Here is a 16,096-nt window from a genome sequence, read left to right as displayed (position 1 = left end):
ATCAAATTTTAACTTATAGGAGGTAATTAGAAAATGAAGAATCTGTTAAGATGTATAGTTATATTATTGGGTTGTATGTTTATAGTCTTGCCTGTGCCCATCTCTGCCCAGGAAAATGCCCTGGGGAGAAAAGCAGAAGTCCTAAAATCCCCTCAAAGGATAGTCTCTTTAGCTCCCACCCACACGGAGATTCTCTTCGCCCTTGGGCTTGGAGAAAAGATCGTTGGAGTGACTGACCGCTGTAATTATCCGGAGGAGGCCAGCAAAAAACCAAGGGTGGGAGGTTTTGCCAATCCGGATATAAACAAGATTCTTGCCTTGAAACCCGACCTCGTTTTGGCTTTTGGAACGATTCAAAAATCAGAGGCGGAAGAACTCGAGAAAAGGAACCAAAAGGTACTTTGGATTTATCCGCACACTGTTGACCAGGTTTTGGAGTCTTTTGAAAGGATCGGAAGAATTACAGGGAAAGAATTAATTGCGGAACAACTAAGGCAGAGCGTAAAAGAAAGAATCCAACGTGTCCAGGAAAAGATTAGTGATATCCCGGAGGATAGAAGGCCAACCATCTTCAGGGTGATGGGCCTGGATCCACCGGGAACAATCGGAGGTGATTCTTTCCAGACGGACGTCTATCGTCTTGCCGGCGGGAAAAATGTCTTTGGCGATATCAATAAGGACTTCTTTCAAATTGATATTGAGACTCTTATTAAACGGGATCCGGATGTCATTATTATTGCTGGTAAAAACCCGGAAAAATTGAGGAAAAAGATAAAGGATCAGGAAGGATGGGAAAAATTAACCGCAGTAAAGAATGGCAAGGTCTTCGTTATTTCTTGTGATCTTATCTGTCGCCCAGGCCCACGGATAGCCGAGACTATAGAGAAAATTGCAGCCTACCTTTATCCGGAGCGGTTTTCCCATGAGGCAACTACCGAATCGAAAAACAAGGGGAATTAAACTGATGCATTGATAGTAATACGCATACCGGATTGCTGAAAACAAGCTTATAGGCATTAAGTCTGTCAGATCAAGGAAGCCGGTCAAAGTCCGGCGCTGCCCCGCAACTGTAGGCAGAACGAAAGCCGCATTTAACGCCACTGTCCGTCTGGGCGGACGGGAAGACGCGGCCGGTAGGGAGCTGCAAGCCAGGAGACTTATCTGACAGACTAAAAAACATCCTGACCGAGGGAGGAAGGAGAATTGGAAATGAAGAGGTTGTTAAACTGTGTTATTGTATCATTTGCATGTTTATTTACGGTATTATCCACTCCGGTGGCTGCACAGGAGGATACCGGGGCAATAAGAATGGAGGCGGTGGTAGTAACTGCCAGTAGATTGGAAGAACCCTTAAGATATTCTCCCGATTCGGTGACTGTAATCACAGAGAAGGAGATTCAGAAAAAGGATAAGAAGACGGTTATCGATGTCTTAAGAGATGTTCCCGGTGTCTTCATCCGACAGAATGGTTCATTCGGCGGGGACTCTTCTATATATCTGCGCGGCACCAACAATGCACATACGTTAATTATGATCGACGGCGTAAAGGTAGGCGATCCAATGGCCGGCGATGGAAAGATGAGTATCTCTCACCTCTCTACGGATAATATCGAGCGCATAGAGATTATCCGTGGCGCCCAAAGCGTGTTGTATGGATCAGATGCCATCGGAGGCGTCATCAATATCATTACCAAAAAAGGCAAAGAAAAGCCCAGATTTTACCTTTCAACCGAGGGAGGTTCGTTTGAGACCTTCAGGGAAAAACTCGGGGTCAGTGGGGCAAATGATAAGGTGAGCTATTCTGCTTTTATATCCCGTCTGGATACTAAAGGTATCTCCAAGGCGAATGAAGACCTGGGAAATACGGAACAGGACTACTACCACGATACCAATATCTCGGGCCGGCTTGACGCTCAACTTAGCGAAACGGTGCGGGCAGGTTTTTCTGTTCGTCATGCTCAGTCAAATATGGACTATGATGACACGGGGGTTGATGCGGATAAGGCTCAGGATTCAGACATTACCAGTTTATCTACAAACCTTGATCAGGATATCTTTACATGGTGGCAGCATAGCATTAAGCTGGGGACTACGGAGACAAAAAGAGAATATACTGAAAACGGGAGCTTTGACAGCTCCTATAAAGGAACCACCAAGTTGGCCTCCTGGCAGCATAATTTCTTTATTCAAGATAAGGATACCATCACAGCCGGTTTCGATTATCAGGAAGAGAGCGGCGACGTCCAGAGCACCGGGGGGGATATTACGGAAAAGAAAGTGGATACCAACAGCCTATTCATCCAGAACAAGTGGACTCCATTTCAAGGCCTGTCTTTTACCCTTGGCCTGCGCCATGACGATCATCAGACCTTTGGCGGTGAAGACACCTACAAGGGCGCACTGGCCTATCTCTATGAAAAAACCGGGACTAAGATAAGGACGAGTTACGGAACCGGCTTTCGCGCCCCCTCCCTCTATCAACTCTACTCATCCTATGGCGATCCCAACCTGAAGCCGGAGGAGAGCAAGGGCTATGACGTGGGCATAGACCAGGAACTGTTCGGGAGAAAGGTGTTGGTGTCTGTGACCTACTTCCAAACTGAGATTGACCAGTTGATTGACTGGAATTGGACGACCTGGAAGTATTATAACGTCGGTAAGGTCAAGACAAAGGGCTGGGAGACGTCGGCCTCTTTTAAGCCGCTGGCCTGGTTGAGTCTCGATGCCCATTACACCTACACCGGGGCGAAAGATGAGACCCCCGGAAGCACATACCAGGGCAAGTATTTAATATACCGGCCGAAGCATACGGCGGGGGCCTCTTTAAATGTCAAGCCGCTGGAAAAGCTGAACGTGAATCTCAATACTCAATATGTGGGTAAACGGTATAGAAATACGGGCAACACCGCCGAGATGCATTCTTATACACTTGTAAATCTGGCGGTATCCTACGAAGTTAATCAGTGGCTTGAGGTCTTCGGAAGGGTGGATAACCTGACCGATAAAAACTATCAATCCATATACCAGTACGGGGAACCCGGTATCGGTATTTATGGCGGAATTAAGGCGACTTTTTAAGCCTGAGATTTTGCTGATTAGTTCTTAACCGACGTGGAGGAAGTTGTTGTACCATATTAAAATTCGAAATCCGAAATCCGAAATCCGAAATTCAGGCACTCTCCTGTGTCTCCTCTGCGTGATCTTTTGCGCCATGTTCCTGGCCATCTCTCCGGCAGTTGCCCGGGGAGGCGGCCTGCCGCAGCGCATCGTCTCCCTATCCCCCTCTATCACCGAGGGTCTCTTTCAACTCGGCCTTGCCGATAAAGTTGTGGGCGTTACCACCTTCTGTCTGTATCCTCCTCGCGCCGTACAGAAACCCAAGATCGGCACCATCATCAAGCCGAATGTTGAAAAAATCGTCTCCCTTCAGCCTGATATAGTCCTGGCCACAGAGACCAACCCGCGTCCGGATATTGATAAACTCTCTTCCCTGGGCATACGGGTATTGATCCTACCCCCGGAGAAGAGCTTTGCCGATATCTGCCGCAATTTAAGCCTCCTGGGCAAGGCCCTGGGGGCGGAAAAGACCGCCGAATCCGTCATAAAGAAGGCAAACGAACGTATCATGGCTATAAAAATCCGGCTCAAGAAGGCCCGGCCGGTAAAGGTCTTCTGGGAGGTGGGCGCCTCTCCGCTGGTCACCGTGGGGAAAGGCACTTTCGCCGATGAACTCCTCTCCATGGCTGGAGGAATCAATATAGCGCATAATGCCCCGGCCCGCTATGTCCGCTACAGCCGGGAAGAAGTGCTCCGGCAAAATCCGGAGGCGATCGTGCTGGTCACTATGGGTGACGTCACGGCCCGGGAAGTCGCCTCCTGGCAAAAATATAAAGAATTAAAGGCCGTAAAAGACAGACGAATATATGTAATCGAGGCCCATCCGGTCTGCTCACCCACTCCTCTTACCTTTGTCCAGGGGCTGGAAAAGGTAGCTTCTTTTCTTCATCCTGCCTGCGTTAGGCCAGGCGCCGGGGTCTTTTAAGAAATGACTTATCGCCATACAAAAGTCTTTATAGCCCTCTTTCTTCTTTTTATAGGGACATTCTTACTAGGCTTGGCCTTCGGCGGGAGTAACCTCTCGTTATCCTCAGTAGTAACTGCTATCTTCCAGCCGGAAAAGGATAGTATCGCCTCTACCATTGTCTGGCAACTCCGCGTGCCCAGATTTTTCCTCGGCGTCCTGGTCGGCGCCGGACTCTCCGTGGCCGGGTGTGTATTTCAAGGACTTCTGCGCAATCCCCTGGCTGAACCCTACACCCTGGGCATATCCGGCGGGGCCGCCCTGGGTGCCACGCTGGCCATTGTCTTTGGACTGCCGGGTGTCTTTGGCCGGATAGCCTTACCTTTAGCCGCCTTCCTGGGCGCCTTTCTTTCTCTTTCACTAACTTATGCGGTGGCGGCGCGGCGGCGTTTCTCCGTTCCCACCCTGATATTGGGTGGCGTAATCTTAAGCTTCCTTTTTTCCGCCCTCGTCCTCCTGATACTCTCTGTAGCCGATACCGATAAAGTTCACGGAACCATAATCTGGCTTATGGGCGATCTATCCACCACAGAGACCGGTATGGTCAGGGTTGCCGCCTTCCCCATAATCTGCGGCATGGGAATCGTGCTCCTTATGTCCCAACAATTAAATATCCTCACCCTCGGTGAGGAAAAGGCCACCTATCTCGGTCTAAACACCGAGTCTCTGCGCAAGATATTCTTCCTGGCCGCCTCTCTCATTACCGGCGCCTGCGTGGCTGTCTCCGGCCTGATCGGGTTTGTCGGCCTTATCGTGCCCCATTTCCTGCGCCGCCTGGTCGGACCAAATCATAAAACACTTATCCCGGCCTCGGCCCTGGGCGGGGCCATCTTTTTGCCTCTCTGTGATATTATCGCCCGGACAATTATAGCCCCGCTTGAATTACCGGTAGGAGTAATTACCGGCATTGCCGGCGGACTAGTATTTATCTCTTTTATTCTGAAAACCAAGAGCTGGGAAATATTTTAATATGGATGCCTTTCCCTTGCTTAAGGTCGCCGGTCTGGTCGCCGGATACCAGGATCGAAAGGTTATTGACGGGATATCTTTTGGCGTCCCGCCGGGCTGTTTCCTGGGCATCATCGGCCCCAACGGCTCGGGGAAGACTACGCTCTTTCGGGTCATAACCGGATTTCTTAAACCATGGGAAGGTGAAGTCCTGTACCAAGGCAAAAACACGGCCAGGATACCTGCCTCGGATATCGCCAAAGAAATAGCCGTCATGCCGCAGGGTATGGAAAGTACTTTCTCTTTCAGTGTGGAAGAGCTGGTCGCTATGGGTAGATTCCCTCATCTCGGGCGCCTCCAGAAATTAGGCAAAAGAGATCGGGATGTGATCCGTCAGGTTCTGGAACTGACGGATACGGAAGATTTCAAAGACAAGAAACTTTTTGAGCTTTCCGGCGGAGAAAGACAGCGCGTATTTCTCGCTCAGTCCCTGGCCCAGGAACCCAAACTTCTTCTTTTAGACGAGCCGACCGCTCACTTAGACATTGGTCATCAAATAAGAATTCTGGATGTCATAAAGAGGCTAAATCGCACGGAAGGTATGACCGTGATCGTCGTCCTCCACGACCTGAACCTGGCCAGCCTGTATTGCGACCGGCTGATCCTGCTTAAAGACGGCTTCATCTTCGAGGAAGGATCACCCTCCGAGGTTATGACCTATGAGACCATCGAAGCAGTCTATAAAACCGTGGTTCTCGTTAACGAAAATCCGGTTACCAAAAGGCCCCACGTACTTTTGGTATCCAGGGAGCAACAATGAACGTCTGCCGCATTACATCCGGACAACCCCATAAGAAGGCTGCTGCGCTCTGGAGCGGCGGGAAGGACAGTTGTCTGGCCTGGCGGCTAGCTACGGAACAGGGTTATGAGGTGGCTACACTCGTCAATTTTTATAGCGGCAACCGCTCCCGCTCCCACGGTCTGCCCACCGCCCTCATCTGTGATCAGGCCCAGGCTGCCGGAATGTCTATCATCCAGAAAGAGGTCAGGGGAAATGCCTATGAGGAGGCGTTCTTAGAGATTCTGGCTCAGTTTAAAAAACAGGGCATCGAAAATCTGATATGCGGGGACATCTATCTTATGGAGCACAGGACGTGGCTGGAGCGCGTAGTGGAAGAAGAAGGACTTTCCCCGGTCTTTCCTCTCTGGGACAGGGATACCGGGGAACTTATGGCCGAGTTTATAAGACGGGGATTTGAGGCTATTATTGTCGCCGCCCGCAGCGATATCCTGGGCAAGGAATGGCTGGGCTGTCCGATTGATGCCCATTTTCTGCAGAAACTAAAAGAGTTGCCGCATAAGGTCGATCCCTGCGGTGAATCCGGTGAATTTCATACCTTGGTTGTCACCGGGCCGGCCTGGCCAGGCCGGCTGAAGGTTTTGGAAACGGCGATAATCGAGGAGGATAGACACTGCTTTTTAAATATCAAGAAATGGGAAGTTACTTAGTTCATAACATTGACTGAATGCGCCCCGACTGCCCTTGCGCGAAACTACGCGGCGGAAAGCGGCATAACGGGTTTGTCAGCGGCGAGGGAACCGAGTCCGCTGAACAAAAATGTTGTGCTGTTTTAATTACTGATTTACGAACTACCTTTATCTACGATTTCAGCAATCTCCCTGACGATTTCAATCTCCTTTGAGTGTATATCGCAACAATTTGTAAAATCAATTAAATGTGAGTGAGCAACTATTCCTTCTTCCTCAATTGATACTGGGGTACTAAAATATACTATCATACCAATAGTTCTCTGATCGCCAGGATTTAAGTATTTTTTCTTATGATCATTATGAAAGTTATCCAATATTTTTTCGATGTATGAATGCATCAAAAATGAATTTGACGAAACCAAAATGTCTAAATCAGGATTTAATATTTTACTTACCGATAGGGCGATAAGCCCCAAAACATTTTTTTGACCGTCATATTCATTGTATCGTTTTTTCAATTGTCTAAAAGCACCCTTTATGTTGCTATTAATTTGGTGCTTATATTGGGGGCGCTTACATTCAATAAATATTTTAATGTTGTTGTGAATAATTGAAAGATCAGCTTCTGTACCTAAATCAATTTCAAATCCAGAAGAAGAAAGCTTTGAAGCTATCAATAATTCGAATGCGATATTTCTTCCAAGATTTGTTGATTTATCAGAGTTCTCTGCTGTATTTATAACTGGACCTTTAATGAATTTTTTTAGTCTTTCGTCAAGATCGCTGTTAATTAACTTAGAGAGGCCATTAGATATATAGACAAGTTCCTGTGTTTCATAGACGAGATTAACATAAGTACTGAAAAATTCTTTTTGTTCTTCGACCGTGAAATTGCCAGAATTATATTTGTCTAAAAATTTCTTAAAGACCCTTTTGTATTCTCCAATTCTTGTCCGGTCGATATTTAGCCCATGAGCAGATAACCATAGTGTGGCATCATCGATGCTTTTGTAAACCAATTCGTATTTTGTTCTTATTAACGGTTTTCTCATTCGGTATCTTTATGTTTGAAGCACAACGTTGCAAATCACCGGTGGCTGTAAGCCGTCCGGTGGATTTGCGGGTTATACCTGTTTATCAATAGGGTTCAGATGTCCGTAAAATAAATTCGTGTCTGTCTATCCGCTTTTCCAAATCCGCCCAAAACTCCATGCTGGGAGAAGTATGTCTGTCATCTCCCTCAAATGCGCCTGTTATATTCCAATCGCGAAGTGTGTCCATGTAGTCTGAAAGATAGCTATCCCAAAATCTTCCAAAATTGCTATCAAACACCATTTCAAAAAAGGAAAATATATTCCAACTCTCTTTTTTACCCTGATCATCAACCTTCATTTTTGGAAGAACCTCAACAATGTCCTGCCAGATCTCGTCATTTTGATATAGAAATTGTTTCATCTTGTCGTCTTGAAGTTTGTGCTTATCCGCCATTTCTTTTCCAACAGTATATTGATAAAGAATACTATCATAGCCTTCAGGGCCAGCTCCCATAAGTTTTCTCGCCGCAGTGGGGAAATATGTTTCGAAACGTGCAAAAGAATACGACATAATTCCTTCTAGATTCCCTTCTGAAGCACCTCTTTCTTTAGGCCAATTAAGGTATCTTCCGTGAAAGACGAGGACTGGAAGCCGTGTAAAGTAGTATCTAAAAAAAGAACCGATGATCAACTCATGACTATCCGAATAAATAATATTCCTGAACTTGTCTGAGACGTAAGGTTTCAAGTAAGGTGAAAACTCAAGCGGAAAGGATAGATGTTCTGGGATTTGGTCTAAGAATTCAGCAATGCTATGTTTATAAAAGCCTTCCGCTGCAATGTCGTAACTTCCCAAAGCAACGTATGAAGAATTTATCGAAATTCTTAAGAGGAAGTCGGCCATTGCCTTTTCAACAATTGGTATTATTTGCTCCCGGTAACCCAACTGCCGAAACTTTAGTCTCCGTTTTCTCAGCCGGAATTTCATGGCAGTAATCCTTTTCGTCTTGGTATAACAATTAATAGCTCAATCTTTTTTCAATAAAGCAGCGAGGTCTCTTTCAAAGTCTTCGTCATCGGTTTCAGGTACTTCCGGAGATTCAAATAGGATAATAGATTTATCTTTGACATATTTCCGAACATGAACATTTTCATTGTCATATAGCTCTAAGTGCATTCTAGAATTTGTTATTTTATAGAGTCTTGATTCCCATTTGTCATGATAATCCATCCATGTCAGGGTGCGATTAATCCAGGGATCAAGAAATTCAATAGCTAGATCAAAGTCGCTATCCTGCTTAGCAGTACCTTTGAGGCGAGAACCATAGAAATATATCCTTATTCTAAAATGTACGGATGAAGCCCATTGACGAATTGATTGTTTCAAATTTTCATCCATATGGTTCCCTTACCTACATTACATTTTAGCTGGCGACTGTCTTTTTCCATAGTCATAGAGAAAAAAGGTAGTGGCGTCAAGCAAAAAAGGGGGTTTTGTGGGGTTTGAGGGGCAAAGTAGCTGTCTTATATTGAACAATTTTATGCAGCCGCTGCATAAAAATAAAAAGTCGCTTCCATGAATTCTGTAATAGTCAGAATATTGACGGCAAGTCTCCTCTTCAACCCAGAGCCAGGCCTTCAACGCGATGCTCTTTCTTTTCCGCCATGTACTGGATAAAAATATCAAAGGCCTCGACAGCACCAGTGGCTACAAAAAACAAACTGGGTGTGAAGAGTCCGTTGGATTGATCTCCAACAGCCCTGGAGAGGAGTATAATTTAAATGGATTTGGGAAGTCTTGACCATTGAGCATGATCATGTTACATGATACTGAGCAAGCATTCAGCCTTAAGCGTTCTGTTGACGACTGAACATGCATAGCGAGCGCATTCCCTGCTGCTTGCAGCGGGGTTAGCGAGCGAATACGATGCATTTTACCTTACATACGGAGATTCCCCGCAGCTTGCTGCGGGGAGCTTTAATGTTTAAAAAGAATAGACCCTGTCGGTGATCCGCCTCCGGCGGATAGAATAGGGAATCCCGTGAGAACCGGGAACGGACCCACCGCTGTAACCAGGGACGAAAGCCGCATTTAAGGCCACTGCCCGCCGCAGGCGGATGGGAAGGCGCGGTAAGTAGGACGATCTGGGAGTCAGAAGACCTGCCGACAGGGATTAGTTTCGCGGGAGATGGTAAATCCCCAGGCTCTTATTTAGAGAGTTTGGGGATTTTTTTATTTCAATAAAGATGGGCTCGTAAAAAGTCAGCTTTCCCCTCTTTTGTCATTCCGGACTTGATCCGGAATCCAGTAATTTTAAATAGTTCTGGACTCCGGCTTTCGCCGGAGTGACGAGATTAAGACTTTTTACAAGTTCATCAATAAAGGAGGAAGTTTAATGGCAACGCAGGTTGAACAGGCAAAAAAGAAGATCATTACCAGGGAGATGAAGGAAGTAGCCAGCGAGGAAGGCGTCTCTCCAGAGTACGTCTGTGAGATGGTGGCCGCCGGAAAGATTGTTATCCCGGCCAATCAAAATCACCCCTGTAAGGTAGTAGGTATTGGAAAGGGCCTTCGTACCAAGATAAATGCCAGCATAGGAACTTCCACGGATATTATTGATATTGCCTCAGAGGTGGAAAAGGCCCGCGCCGCTGAAGAAGCCGGCGCCGATACCCTGATGGAACTCAGCGTGGGCGGGGATCTGGACAAGATCAGGGGGGAGATTTTGCGGGCCGTGCGCCTGCCGGTAGGAAACGTGCCCCTCTATCAGGCCTTTTGTATGGCCGCCGAGAAATATGGAGACCCGAACAAACTGGATGAGGAGATGCTCTTTGATTTAATCGAAAGACAGTGTGCCGATGGAATCTCCTTTATGGCCATCCACTGCGGCATCAACTTATACACCCTGGAACGGCTGGAAAAACAGGGCTATCGCTATGGCGGCCTGGTCTCCAAGGGCGGCACCTCCATGGTGGCCTGGATGGTAGCCAATAAACGGGAGAACCCGCTTTATGCCCAATTTGACCGCCTGGTAAATATCCTTAAAAAATACGACGTGGTCTTATCCCTTGGCAATGGTCTGCGGGCCGGGGCCATCCATGATTCATGTGACCGGGCCATGATTACGGAACTGGTCATTAATTGTGAGCTGGCCGAGCTTGGACGAAAGATGGGCTGCCAGACTATGGTGGAAGGTCCGGGACATGTGCCGCTGGATGAGATAGAGGCAAACATAATTCTGCAAAAGAAGATGAGCAATGAAGCCCCCTATTATATGCTGGGTCCTCTCCCCTGTGACGTGGCTGCCGGCTATGATCACATAGTGGCGGCTATCGGAGCCGCCCAGTCTGCCCGCTATGGCGCTGACCTCATCTGTTACATCACCCCGGCCGAACACCTGGCCTTACCCAACAAGGCTGATGTAATTGAAGGAGTACGGGCGGCCAGGGTAGCTGCCTACATTGGTGACACCATTAAACATGGCGCGCGAGCAACAAAACGGGATATGGAGGTCAGCAAGGCCAGGCGCGATATGGACTGGGAAGGCCAATTTCGCTCCATGCTGTTTCCGGAGATCGCCCGAACGATCCGGAAAGACCGTCTGCCCCGTGACAACGCTACATGTACCATGTGCGGAGAATTTTGTGCCAATAAAGGGGCAAGCCGGATATTTGCCGGGACGTTGGAAAAAAGTGACAAGTTATAGATTGACGCCTTCGTAAAAGTCCTTCTATTGCGAAGCAGCGATCGGCCATCAGCTATCAGCGGTCAGCAGTCAGAATCTAGAATTCAGAAGTCGGAAGTCAGAATGGTTTTATTCTGGATTCTTCTGGATTCTGAGTTCCCACGTCTAATGTCTCACTTCTCACGTCTTACGCTGATGGCTGATGGCTGAATGCTGACAGCTAAATTAGCAGGAGCCCGTCGCAGGCGGACTGTGATACAGCAACAGATTATTTTAGGCGGTCGTTTTTGGACTTATTTGCTGTTGACGAATGTCCGTTTTTATAATAGATTTTGAGGCCAGTTTTTAAAGATTAAGGAGTTACGTTTCATGACCAACCAACCGGCAAAGATCACTCTATCTGCTGACGGTAAAATCCAGGCGCCGGATTATCCCATAATCCCTTATGTCGAAGGGGACGGCATCGGCCCTGATATATGGGCGGCCGCCGTCCGCGTTTGGGATGCGGCTATAGGCAAGGCCTACGGCGGAAAGCGCAAGGTTTTCTGGCAGGAGGTGTTAGCCGGAGAAAAGGCGTTCGCGCAAAAAAACGCATGGCTGCCAATGGAGACCCTCAACACCATTCGCGACTGCCGGATAGCCATAAAAGGCCCGCTTTCCACGCCCGTGGGAAAAGGCATCCGCAGCCTGAACGTGGCCCTGCGGCATGAACTTCAATTGTATGCCTGCATCCGGCCCTCCCGATATTTCCACGGACTGCCCAGCCCGGTGAAAGAGCCGGAAAAGGTGGACATGATCATCTTCCGGGAGAATATGGAAGACCTCTATACAGGCATAGAATGGGAGGAAGGAACGCCGGAGGCGTCCAAGGTAATCTCATTTATCAGGGAGACCAAGGGTAAACATATTCCGCCGGATTCAGGGATCGGCATAAAGCATATCAGCCGGAGCGGGACCAAACGCCTGGTTCGAAAGGCCATAGAATACGCCCTGGAAAATAAAAAAAACAGCGTTACCCTGGTACACAAGGGAAACATCATGAAATTTACCGACGGGGCCTTTCGCCTCTGGGGATATGAACTGGCCAGGGAAGAATTCCCGGAGGCCACTATCACCGAGAAAGAGGTCTCTGACCAATATGGCGGTAAGCCCCCCCAGGATAAGGTCATTATAAAAGACCGCATAGCGGATGCCATGTTCCAGCAGGTCTTGCTGCGGCCTGAGGAATACAGCGTTATCGCCACACCAAATTTGATCGGCGATTACCTATCGGATGCCCTGGCCGCGCAGGTCGGAGGTCTGGGGCTGGCCCCCAGCGCCAACATCGGCGATGGTTACGCCCTCTTTGAACCCATACACGGCACAGCGCCGAAATATTCAGGCCAGGACAAGGTCAACCCCAGCGCCCTCATTCTGGCCGGTGGAATGATGTTTGAACACCTGGGCTGGAAAGAAGTCACCGAACTGCTCTACAAGGGCATCCAGAAAACCATCTCGCAAAAAAGGGTAACTTACGATCTGGCCAGGCAGATACCCGGGGCCGTTGAACTTAAATGCTCAGAGTTTGGCAATGCAGTCATAGAAAACCTGGCTTAGCAGGCATAAGGCTGCTCCTTTCGGCTATAGGACAGCTTTTCTTCCCCGCGTCCTGCCTGCTTTGCAGCGCCCCCTTACCCGGCCGGCCGGAGGTACTTTTTTGCCCCAAGTGCATGAGTGGCATCAAGTTCATTCACAGCCCGACATGCCCTGTATGCGGAAGGCCTTTTGCGGCGAAAGGGCAGCCGGAACACCTTTGCCATACCTGTCTCAACGAGCCCTATCACTTTGATAAGGCCCGGGCTGTCACCTTTTATGACGGGCCTATACTTGAGGCCGTCCACCGATTCAAATTCGGGAAAAAGATTATCCATGCCCGAACCCTCGCCGGATTAAAAAGTGGGGATGGGCCTTTTAACCTGGATCAGTTTGACCTCTTCGTACCCGTGCCCCTTCACGTAAGGAGACTTCGGCAACGGGGTTTTAATCAGACACTGCTCCTTCTAAGAGAATGGGCCGGGAAAGAAAAAGAGAAAAAAATAGACTTTACGACCCTGGTTCGCCACAGGCACACAGAGCCCCAGACAAATTTCAAACACCGCGAGCGCCGGAAAAACATAAAAGGGGCCTTTGCCGTGAAACGGCCGGATAAGGTTCGGGGCAAAAATATCCTTCTCTGCGACGATGTCTTTACCACCGGCGCCACGGTAAATGAATGCGCCCGGGTACTTAAAGAAGCCGGGGCAGGGAAAGTTTCGGTCCTGACCCTGGCCCGCGCCATAGCACAATAAGGTAACCGTTCACCGTTGTCCGTTCACCGTTCACCGAAAAAGACGTTTTCGTGTTTTTCACGGACAACGGCGGCCGAATAACGGAAAATACCTTCACCGTTTACCAGGCGGAGTTTTTCACGTTTTTTTGAGGGGCGACGGTTGCCGGAAAATACGATTACCATTGACTGTTCACCGAAAAAAACTTTTCAGGTTCTTACGGACAACGGTGAACTGATAACGGTGAACGGATACACAATAAGAGGATAAAATGAAGGCAGGCATAGTCCAGTTATCCATAGAAATAGGTAATACGCAACAAAACCTTGAGCGGGCTGTTACCGGCCTGGAAAACCTGGGCAAACAGGGTGTCCGTTTAGCGGTCCTGCCGGAGATGTGGGCCACAGGCTTTGCCTACGATAAGCTCCCGGCCCTGACCCGGGAAACGCCCCAACTGCTTAGCGCCCTCCAGTCTACGGCCGGCAACTACAACATGGCCATTGCCGGCAGCCTGCCTGAGGAAGAAAACGGCCGCTATTACAATACGGCATTTCTCCTCGATGGGAAACAAGGTCTAATCGGCAAGTACCGCAAGACGCATCCCTTTCCACCCACCGGAGAGGATCGTTATTTTACCAAAGGCCATGCACTCCCGGTATTTGAAACAGATTTTGGCAAGGTCGGGATAATCATCTGCTATGACCTGCGGTTTCCCGAGATCTGCCGCCACCTGGCCGGTAATAGGGCGACGTTTATCATTGTATGCGCGGAGTGGCCCCTGGTGCGCCTCGGACACTGGCAGACCCTCACCACGGCCCGGGCTATCGAGAATCAGTGTTTTGTAGTGGCCGCCAACTGCCGCGGAACAGATGGGAAGACCGTATTTGCCGGGCATTCCCGCATCATAGGGCCGGACGGCTTTATCCTCTTTGAGGCAGACGAAAAAGAATGTCTTGCGTCTATAGAAATTGACTCCTCACAGGTAGAAACAACGAGGAACTTCTTCAATACCGTCCCCTCCCCCGCTTTTGCGCCCTCATCCTATCAGGACAAGATCATGTCCCGGGATGCGGCCAGAGAGCTCATCACGCGCCTTAAAAAGGAAGGGAAAAGAATCGTTTTTACCAATGGCTGCTTTGATATACTCCACGTCGGCCATGCCCGTTATCTGGCAGAAGCCAGGACACAGGGCGATTTCCTTATAATCGCCGTAAACAGTGATGAATCCGTGCGGGCCATAAAAGGGCCGGATCGGCCCATAAACAATGAGGAGAACCGGGCAGGGCTTCTGGCTGCCCTGGCCACAGTAGACGCGGTTATTTTATTTTCTGAAGAAACGCCATATAATCTGATCGAGGCGCTTAAACCGGATGTGCTCGTAAAGGGGAGCGACTGGGAAGAAGAGGATATCGTAGGCGCCGATATGGTTAAATCCTGCGGCGGCCGTGTGGTCCGGATACCCCTGATCGAAGGGGCATCGACCACGGAAACCATCGAGCGCATCCTCACGGCGAAGGAAGTATTGTCAAAAACTTAACCACAGAGGACACAGAGAAAATAAAAATATCAACAAGTTCAAGCAGATTTTAGCTCCTCCCCTCTGTGATCTCCTAATATTCTCGTTGGTGGTCTCGAAATACCACCGGAACTGCTTTGGAGAGCACAGAGGTTCAATGAGCACTCAAAGGACTGCTTTTTCTTCAATTGTTCTTTCGCTTTCTTCTTATTTCTTGAAAAATTTTCTCTTTCCTCAGTGTACTCTGTGGTTTGTTTTTCATAGAACTTTTGACATTACCACCAAGGATTGGGTGAGTAAGTAGGAATATGTTAATCATTACCGGGACGGGACGGTCGGGGACCGGCATGTTCGCCAGGCTGTTCGGCGGATACCATGAGTTCCGGGTCGCCTATCTCCTCGATAAATATCTTTCTCTTAAAGACCCCCGTGCAAATCCTTTCGACCGCCTTGAAAAAAGGATTATGGCCATAAAAGATCTCCACCAGGGCATTGACCCGGAAAGGTTTATTGATTCTTCCAACCTGTACATTCACTTTCTTGATGCCATCTATTACCTTAACCCGTCAGCCAAATTTATCCTCGGAGTAAGGAACGGCAAGGACTTTGCCCGGTCAGGGATCACGCGCAAATGGCATGAACAGGGTATGTTTGGCACAGTGCCCCTCCGCAATGATCCTTATTTTGACAGGTGGGATGAGATGACCCCGCTCCAGAAAAACGCCTGGATATGGATGCACAGAAACAGGATTGCCCTGAAAGTATTAAAGGTCATTCCTGACAGCCAAAGGCTCATCGTAAAGATCGAGGACTGTACAAGCGATGCTACCCTAGATCAGCTTGAACAATTCGCCGGAGTGCCTATAATTGATCGATCCTGGGCCAGGCGGCGTTACAACGCCAATCCCACCTACACCTTCCCGCCCAAAGAGGAATGGTCAGATGCCATACATAAAGAGTTTGACGAGATCGCCGGAGAGATGATGGCCTTTCTGGGATATTAATTTCCATCCATTTATTGAAGCGGCCAGACT

15 protein-coding genes and 2 riboswitches are annotated in these 16,096 nt (G+C 48.6%); of the genes, 11 read left to right on the top strand and 4 right to left on the bottom strand.

The genetic code is table 11. The features are described from left to right. The first annotated feature begins 33 nt into the window (after nucleotides 1–33). The 6 genes from RDU59_07650 to RDU59_07625 all read left to right on the top strand — a co-directional run bounded on the left by RDU59_07650 (nucleotide 34) and on the right by RDU59_07625 (nucleotide 6,538). Entirely contained in the window at nucleotides 34–960 is a 927-nt protein-coding gene (locus RDU59_07650; protein ID MDQ7838352.1) for a cobalamin-binding protein, read from the top strand. A gap of 12 nt (nucleotides 961–972) precedes the next feature. Then, a riboswitch (cobalamin riboswitch) is annotated at nucleotides 973–1,180 on the top strand. A 29-nt stretch (nucleotides 1,181–1,209) separates the two neighbouring features. Further along, nucleotides 1,210–3,078 (top strand): TonB-dependent receptor, encoded by a 1,869-nt coding sequence (locus tag RDU59_07645; protein MDQ7838351.1) that lies wholly within the window; start codon nucleotides 1,210–1,212, stop codon nucleotides 3,076–3,078. A 46-nt stretch (nucleotides 3,079–3,124) separates the two neighbouring features. Continuing rightward, nucleotides 3,125–4,042 (top strand): ABC transporter substrate-binding protein, encoded by a 918-nt coding sequence (locus RDU59_07640; GenBank protein ID MDQ7838350.1) that lies wholly within the window; start codon nucleotides 3,125–3,127, stop codon nucleotides 4,040–4,042. Between the two features lie 3 nt (nucleotides 4,043–4,045). Continuing rightward, the gene (locus RDU59_07635; GenBank protein MDQ7838349.1) at nucleotides 4,046–5,050 is read left to right on the top strand and encodes an iron ABC transporter permease; all 1,005 of its coding nucleotides are present in this window, start codon (nucleotides 4,046–4,048) and stop codon (nucleotides 5,048–5,050) included. Between the two features lies 1 nt (nucleotide 5,051). Then, a complete protein-coding gene (locus RDU59_07630; GenBank protein ID MDQ7838348.1) occupies nucleotides 5,052–5,849 on the top strand; it encodes an ABC transporter ATP-binding protein in 798 nt (265 codons plus the stop codon). Then, nucleotides 5,846–6,538 (top strand): diphthine--ammonia ligase, encoded by a 693-nt coding sequence (locus RDU59_07625; protein MDQ7838347.1) that lies wholly within the window; start codon nucleotides 5,846–5,848, stop codon nucleotides 6,536–6,538. The genes RDU59_07630 and RDU59_07625 overlap by 4 nt, the downstream gene beginning before the upstream one ends. A 134-nt stretch (nucleotides 6,539–6,672) precedes the next feature. Here RDU59_07625 and RDU59_07620 read toward each other — a convergent pair whose 3' ends face one another. The 3 genes from RDU59_07620 to RDU59_07610 form a co-directional block, all read right to left on the bottom strand. Beyond that, a complete protein-coding gene (locus RDU59_07620) occupies nucleotides 6,673–7,572 on the bottom strand; it encodes a hypothetical protein (protein MDQ7838346.1) in 900 nt (299 codons plus the stop codon). 85 nt (nucleotides 7,573–7,657) lie between these two features. Next, nucleotides 7,658–8,542 (bottom strand): hypothetical protein, encoded by an 885-nt coding sequence (locus tag RDU59_07615; protein ID MDQ7838345.1) that lies wholly within the window; start codon nucleotides 8,540–8,542, stop codon nucleotides 7,658–7,660. A gap of 39 nt (nucleotides 8,543–8,581) precedes the next feature. Then, nucleotides 8,582–8,953, bottom strand: coding sequence for a nucleotidyltransferase domain-containing protein (locus tag RDU59_07610; protein MDQ7838344.1), 372 nt, complete (start codon nucleotides 8,951–8,953; stop codon nucleotides 8,582–8,584). Between the two features lie 589 nt (nucleotides 8,954–9,542). After that, a riboswitch (cobalamin riboswitch) is annotated at nucleotides 9,543–9,738 on the top strand. A 212-nt stretch (nucleotides 9,739–9,950) separates the two neighbouring features. Here RDU59_07610 and thiC point away from each other — a divergent pair. The 3 genes from thiC to RDU59_07595 all read left to right on the top strand — a co-directional run bounded on the left by thiC (nucleotide 9,951) and on the right by RDU59_07595 (nucleotide 13,567). Further along, nucleotides 9,951–11,261 (top strand): phosphomethylpyrimidine synthase ThiC, encoded by a 1,311-nt coding sequence (thiC, locus tag RDU59_07605; GenBank protein ID MDQ7838343.1) that lies wholly within the window; start codon nucleotides 9,951–9,953, stop codon nucleotides 11,259–11,261. Nucleotides 11,262–11,609: 348 nt separating this feature from the next. After that, nucleotides 11,610–12,836, top strand: a complete 1,227-nt coding sequence (gene icd, locus RDU59_07600) for an isocitrate dehydrogenase (NADP(+)) (protein ID MDQ7838342.1) — start codon at nucleotides 11,610–11,612, stop codon at nucleotides 12,834–12,836. Then, nucleotides 12,794–13,567, top strand: coding sequence for a ComF family protein (locus tag RDU59_07595; GenBank protein MDQ7838341.1), 774 nt, complete (start codon nucleotides 12,794–12,796; stop codon nucleotides 13,565–13,567). Before icd ends, RDU59_07595 begins: the two co-directional genes overlap by 43 nt. Before the next feature lie 23 nt (nucleotides 13,568–13,590). Here RDU59_07595 and RDU59_07590 read toward each other — a convergent pair whose 3' ends face one another. Next, a complete protein-coding gene (locus RDU59_07590) occupies nucleotides 13,591–13,731 on the bottom strand; it encodes a hypothetical protein (protein MDQ7838340.1) in 141 nt (46 codons plus the stop codon). Nucleotides 13,732–13,817: 86 nt separating this feature from the next. On the opposite strand from RDU59_07590, the gene rfaE2 reads away from it, so the two are divergent. After that, entirely contained in the window at nucleotides 13,818–15,083 is a 1,266-nt protein-coding gene (gene rfaE2 / locus RDU59_07585; protein ID MDQ7838339.1) for a D-glycero-beta-D-manno-heptose 1-phosphate adenylyltransferase, read from the top strand. 326 nt (nucleotides 15,084–15,409) lie between these two features. Beyond that, nucleotides 15,410–16,066, top strand: coding sequence for a hypothetical protein (locus RDU59_07580; protein MDQ7838338.1), 657 nt, complete (start codon nucleotides 15,410–15,412; stop codon nucleotides 16,064–16,066). Nucleotides 16,067–16,096: the final 30 nt, after the last annotated feature.

Source organism: Thermodesulfobacteriota bacterium, from assembly GCA_031082315.1.
Classification (GTDB): Bacteria; Desulfobacterota; QYQD01; order QYQD01; family QYQD01; genus QYQD01.
This window is presented reverse-complemented; position numbering and strand designations above follow the sequence as displayed.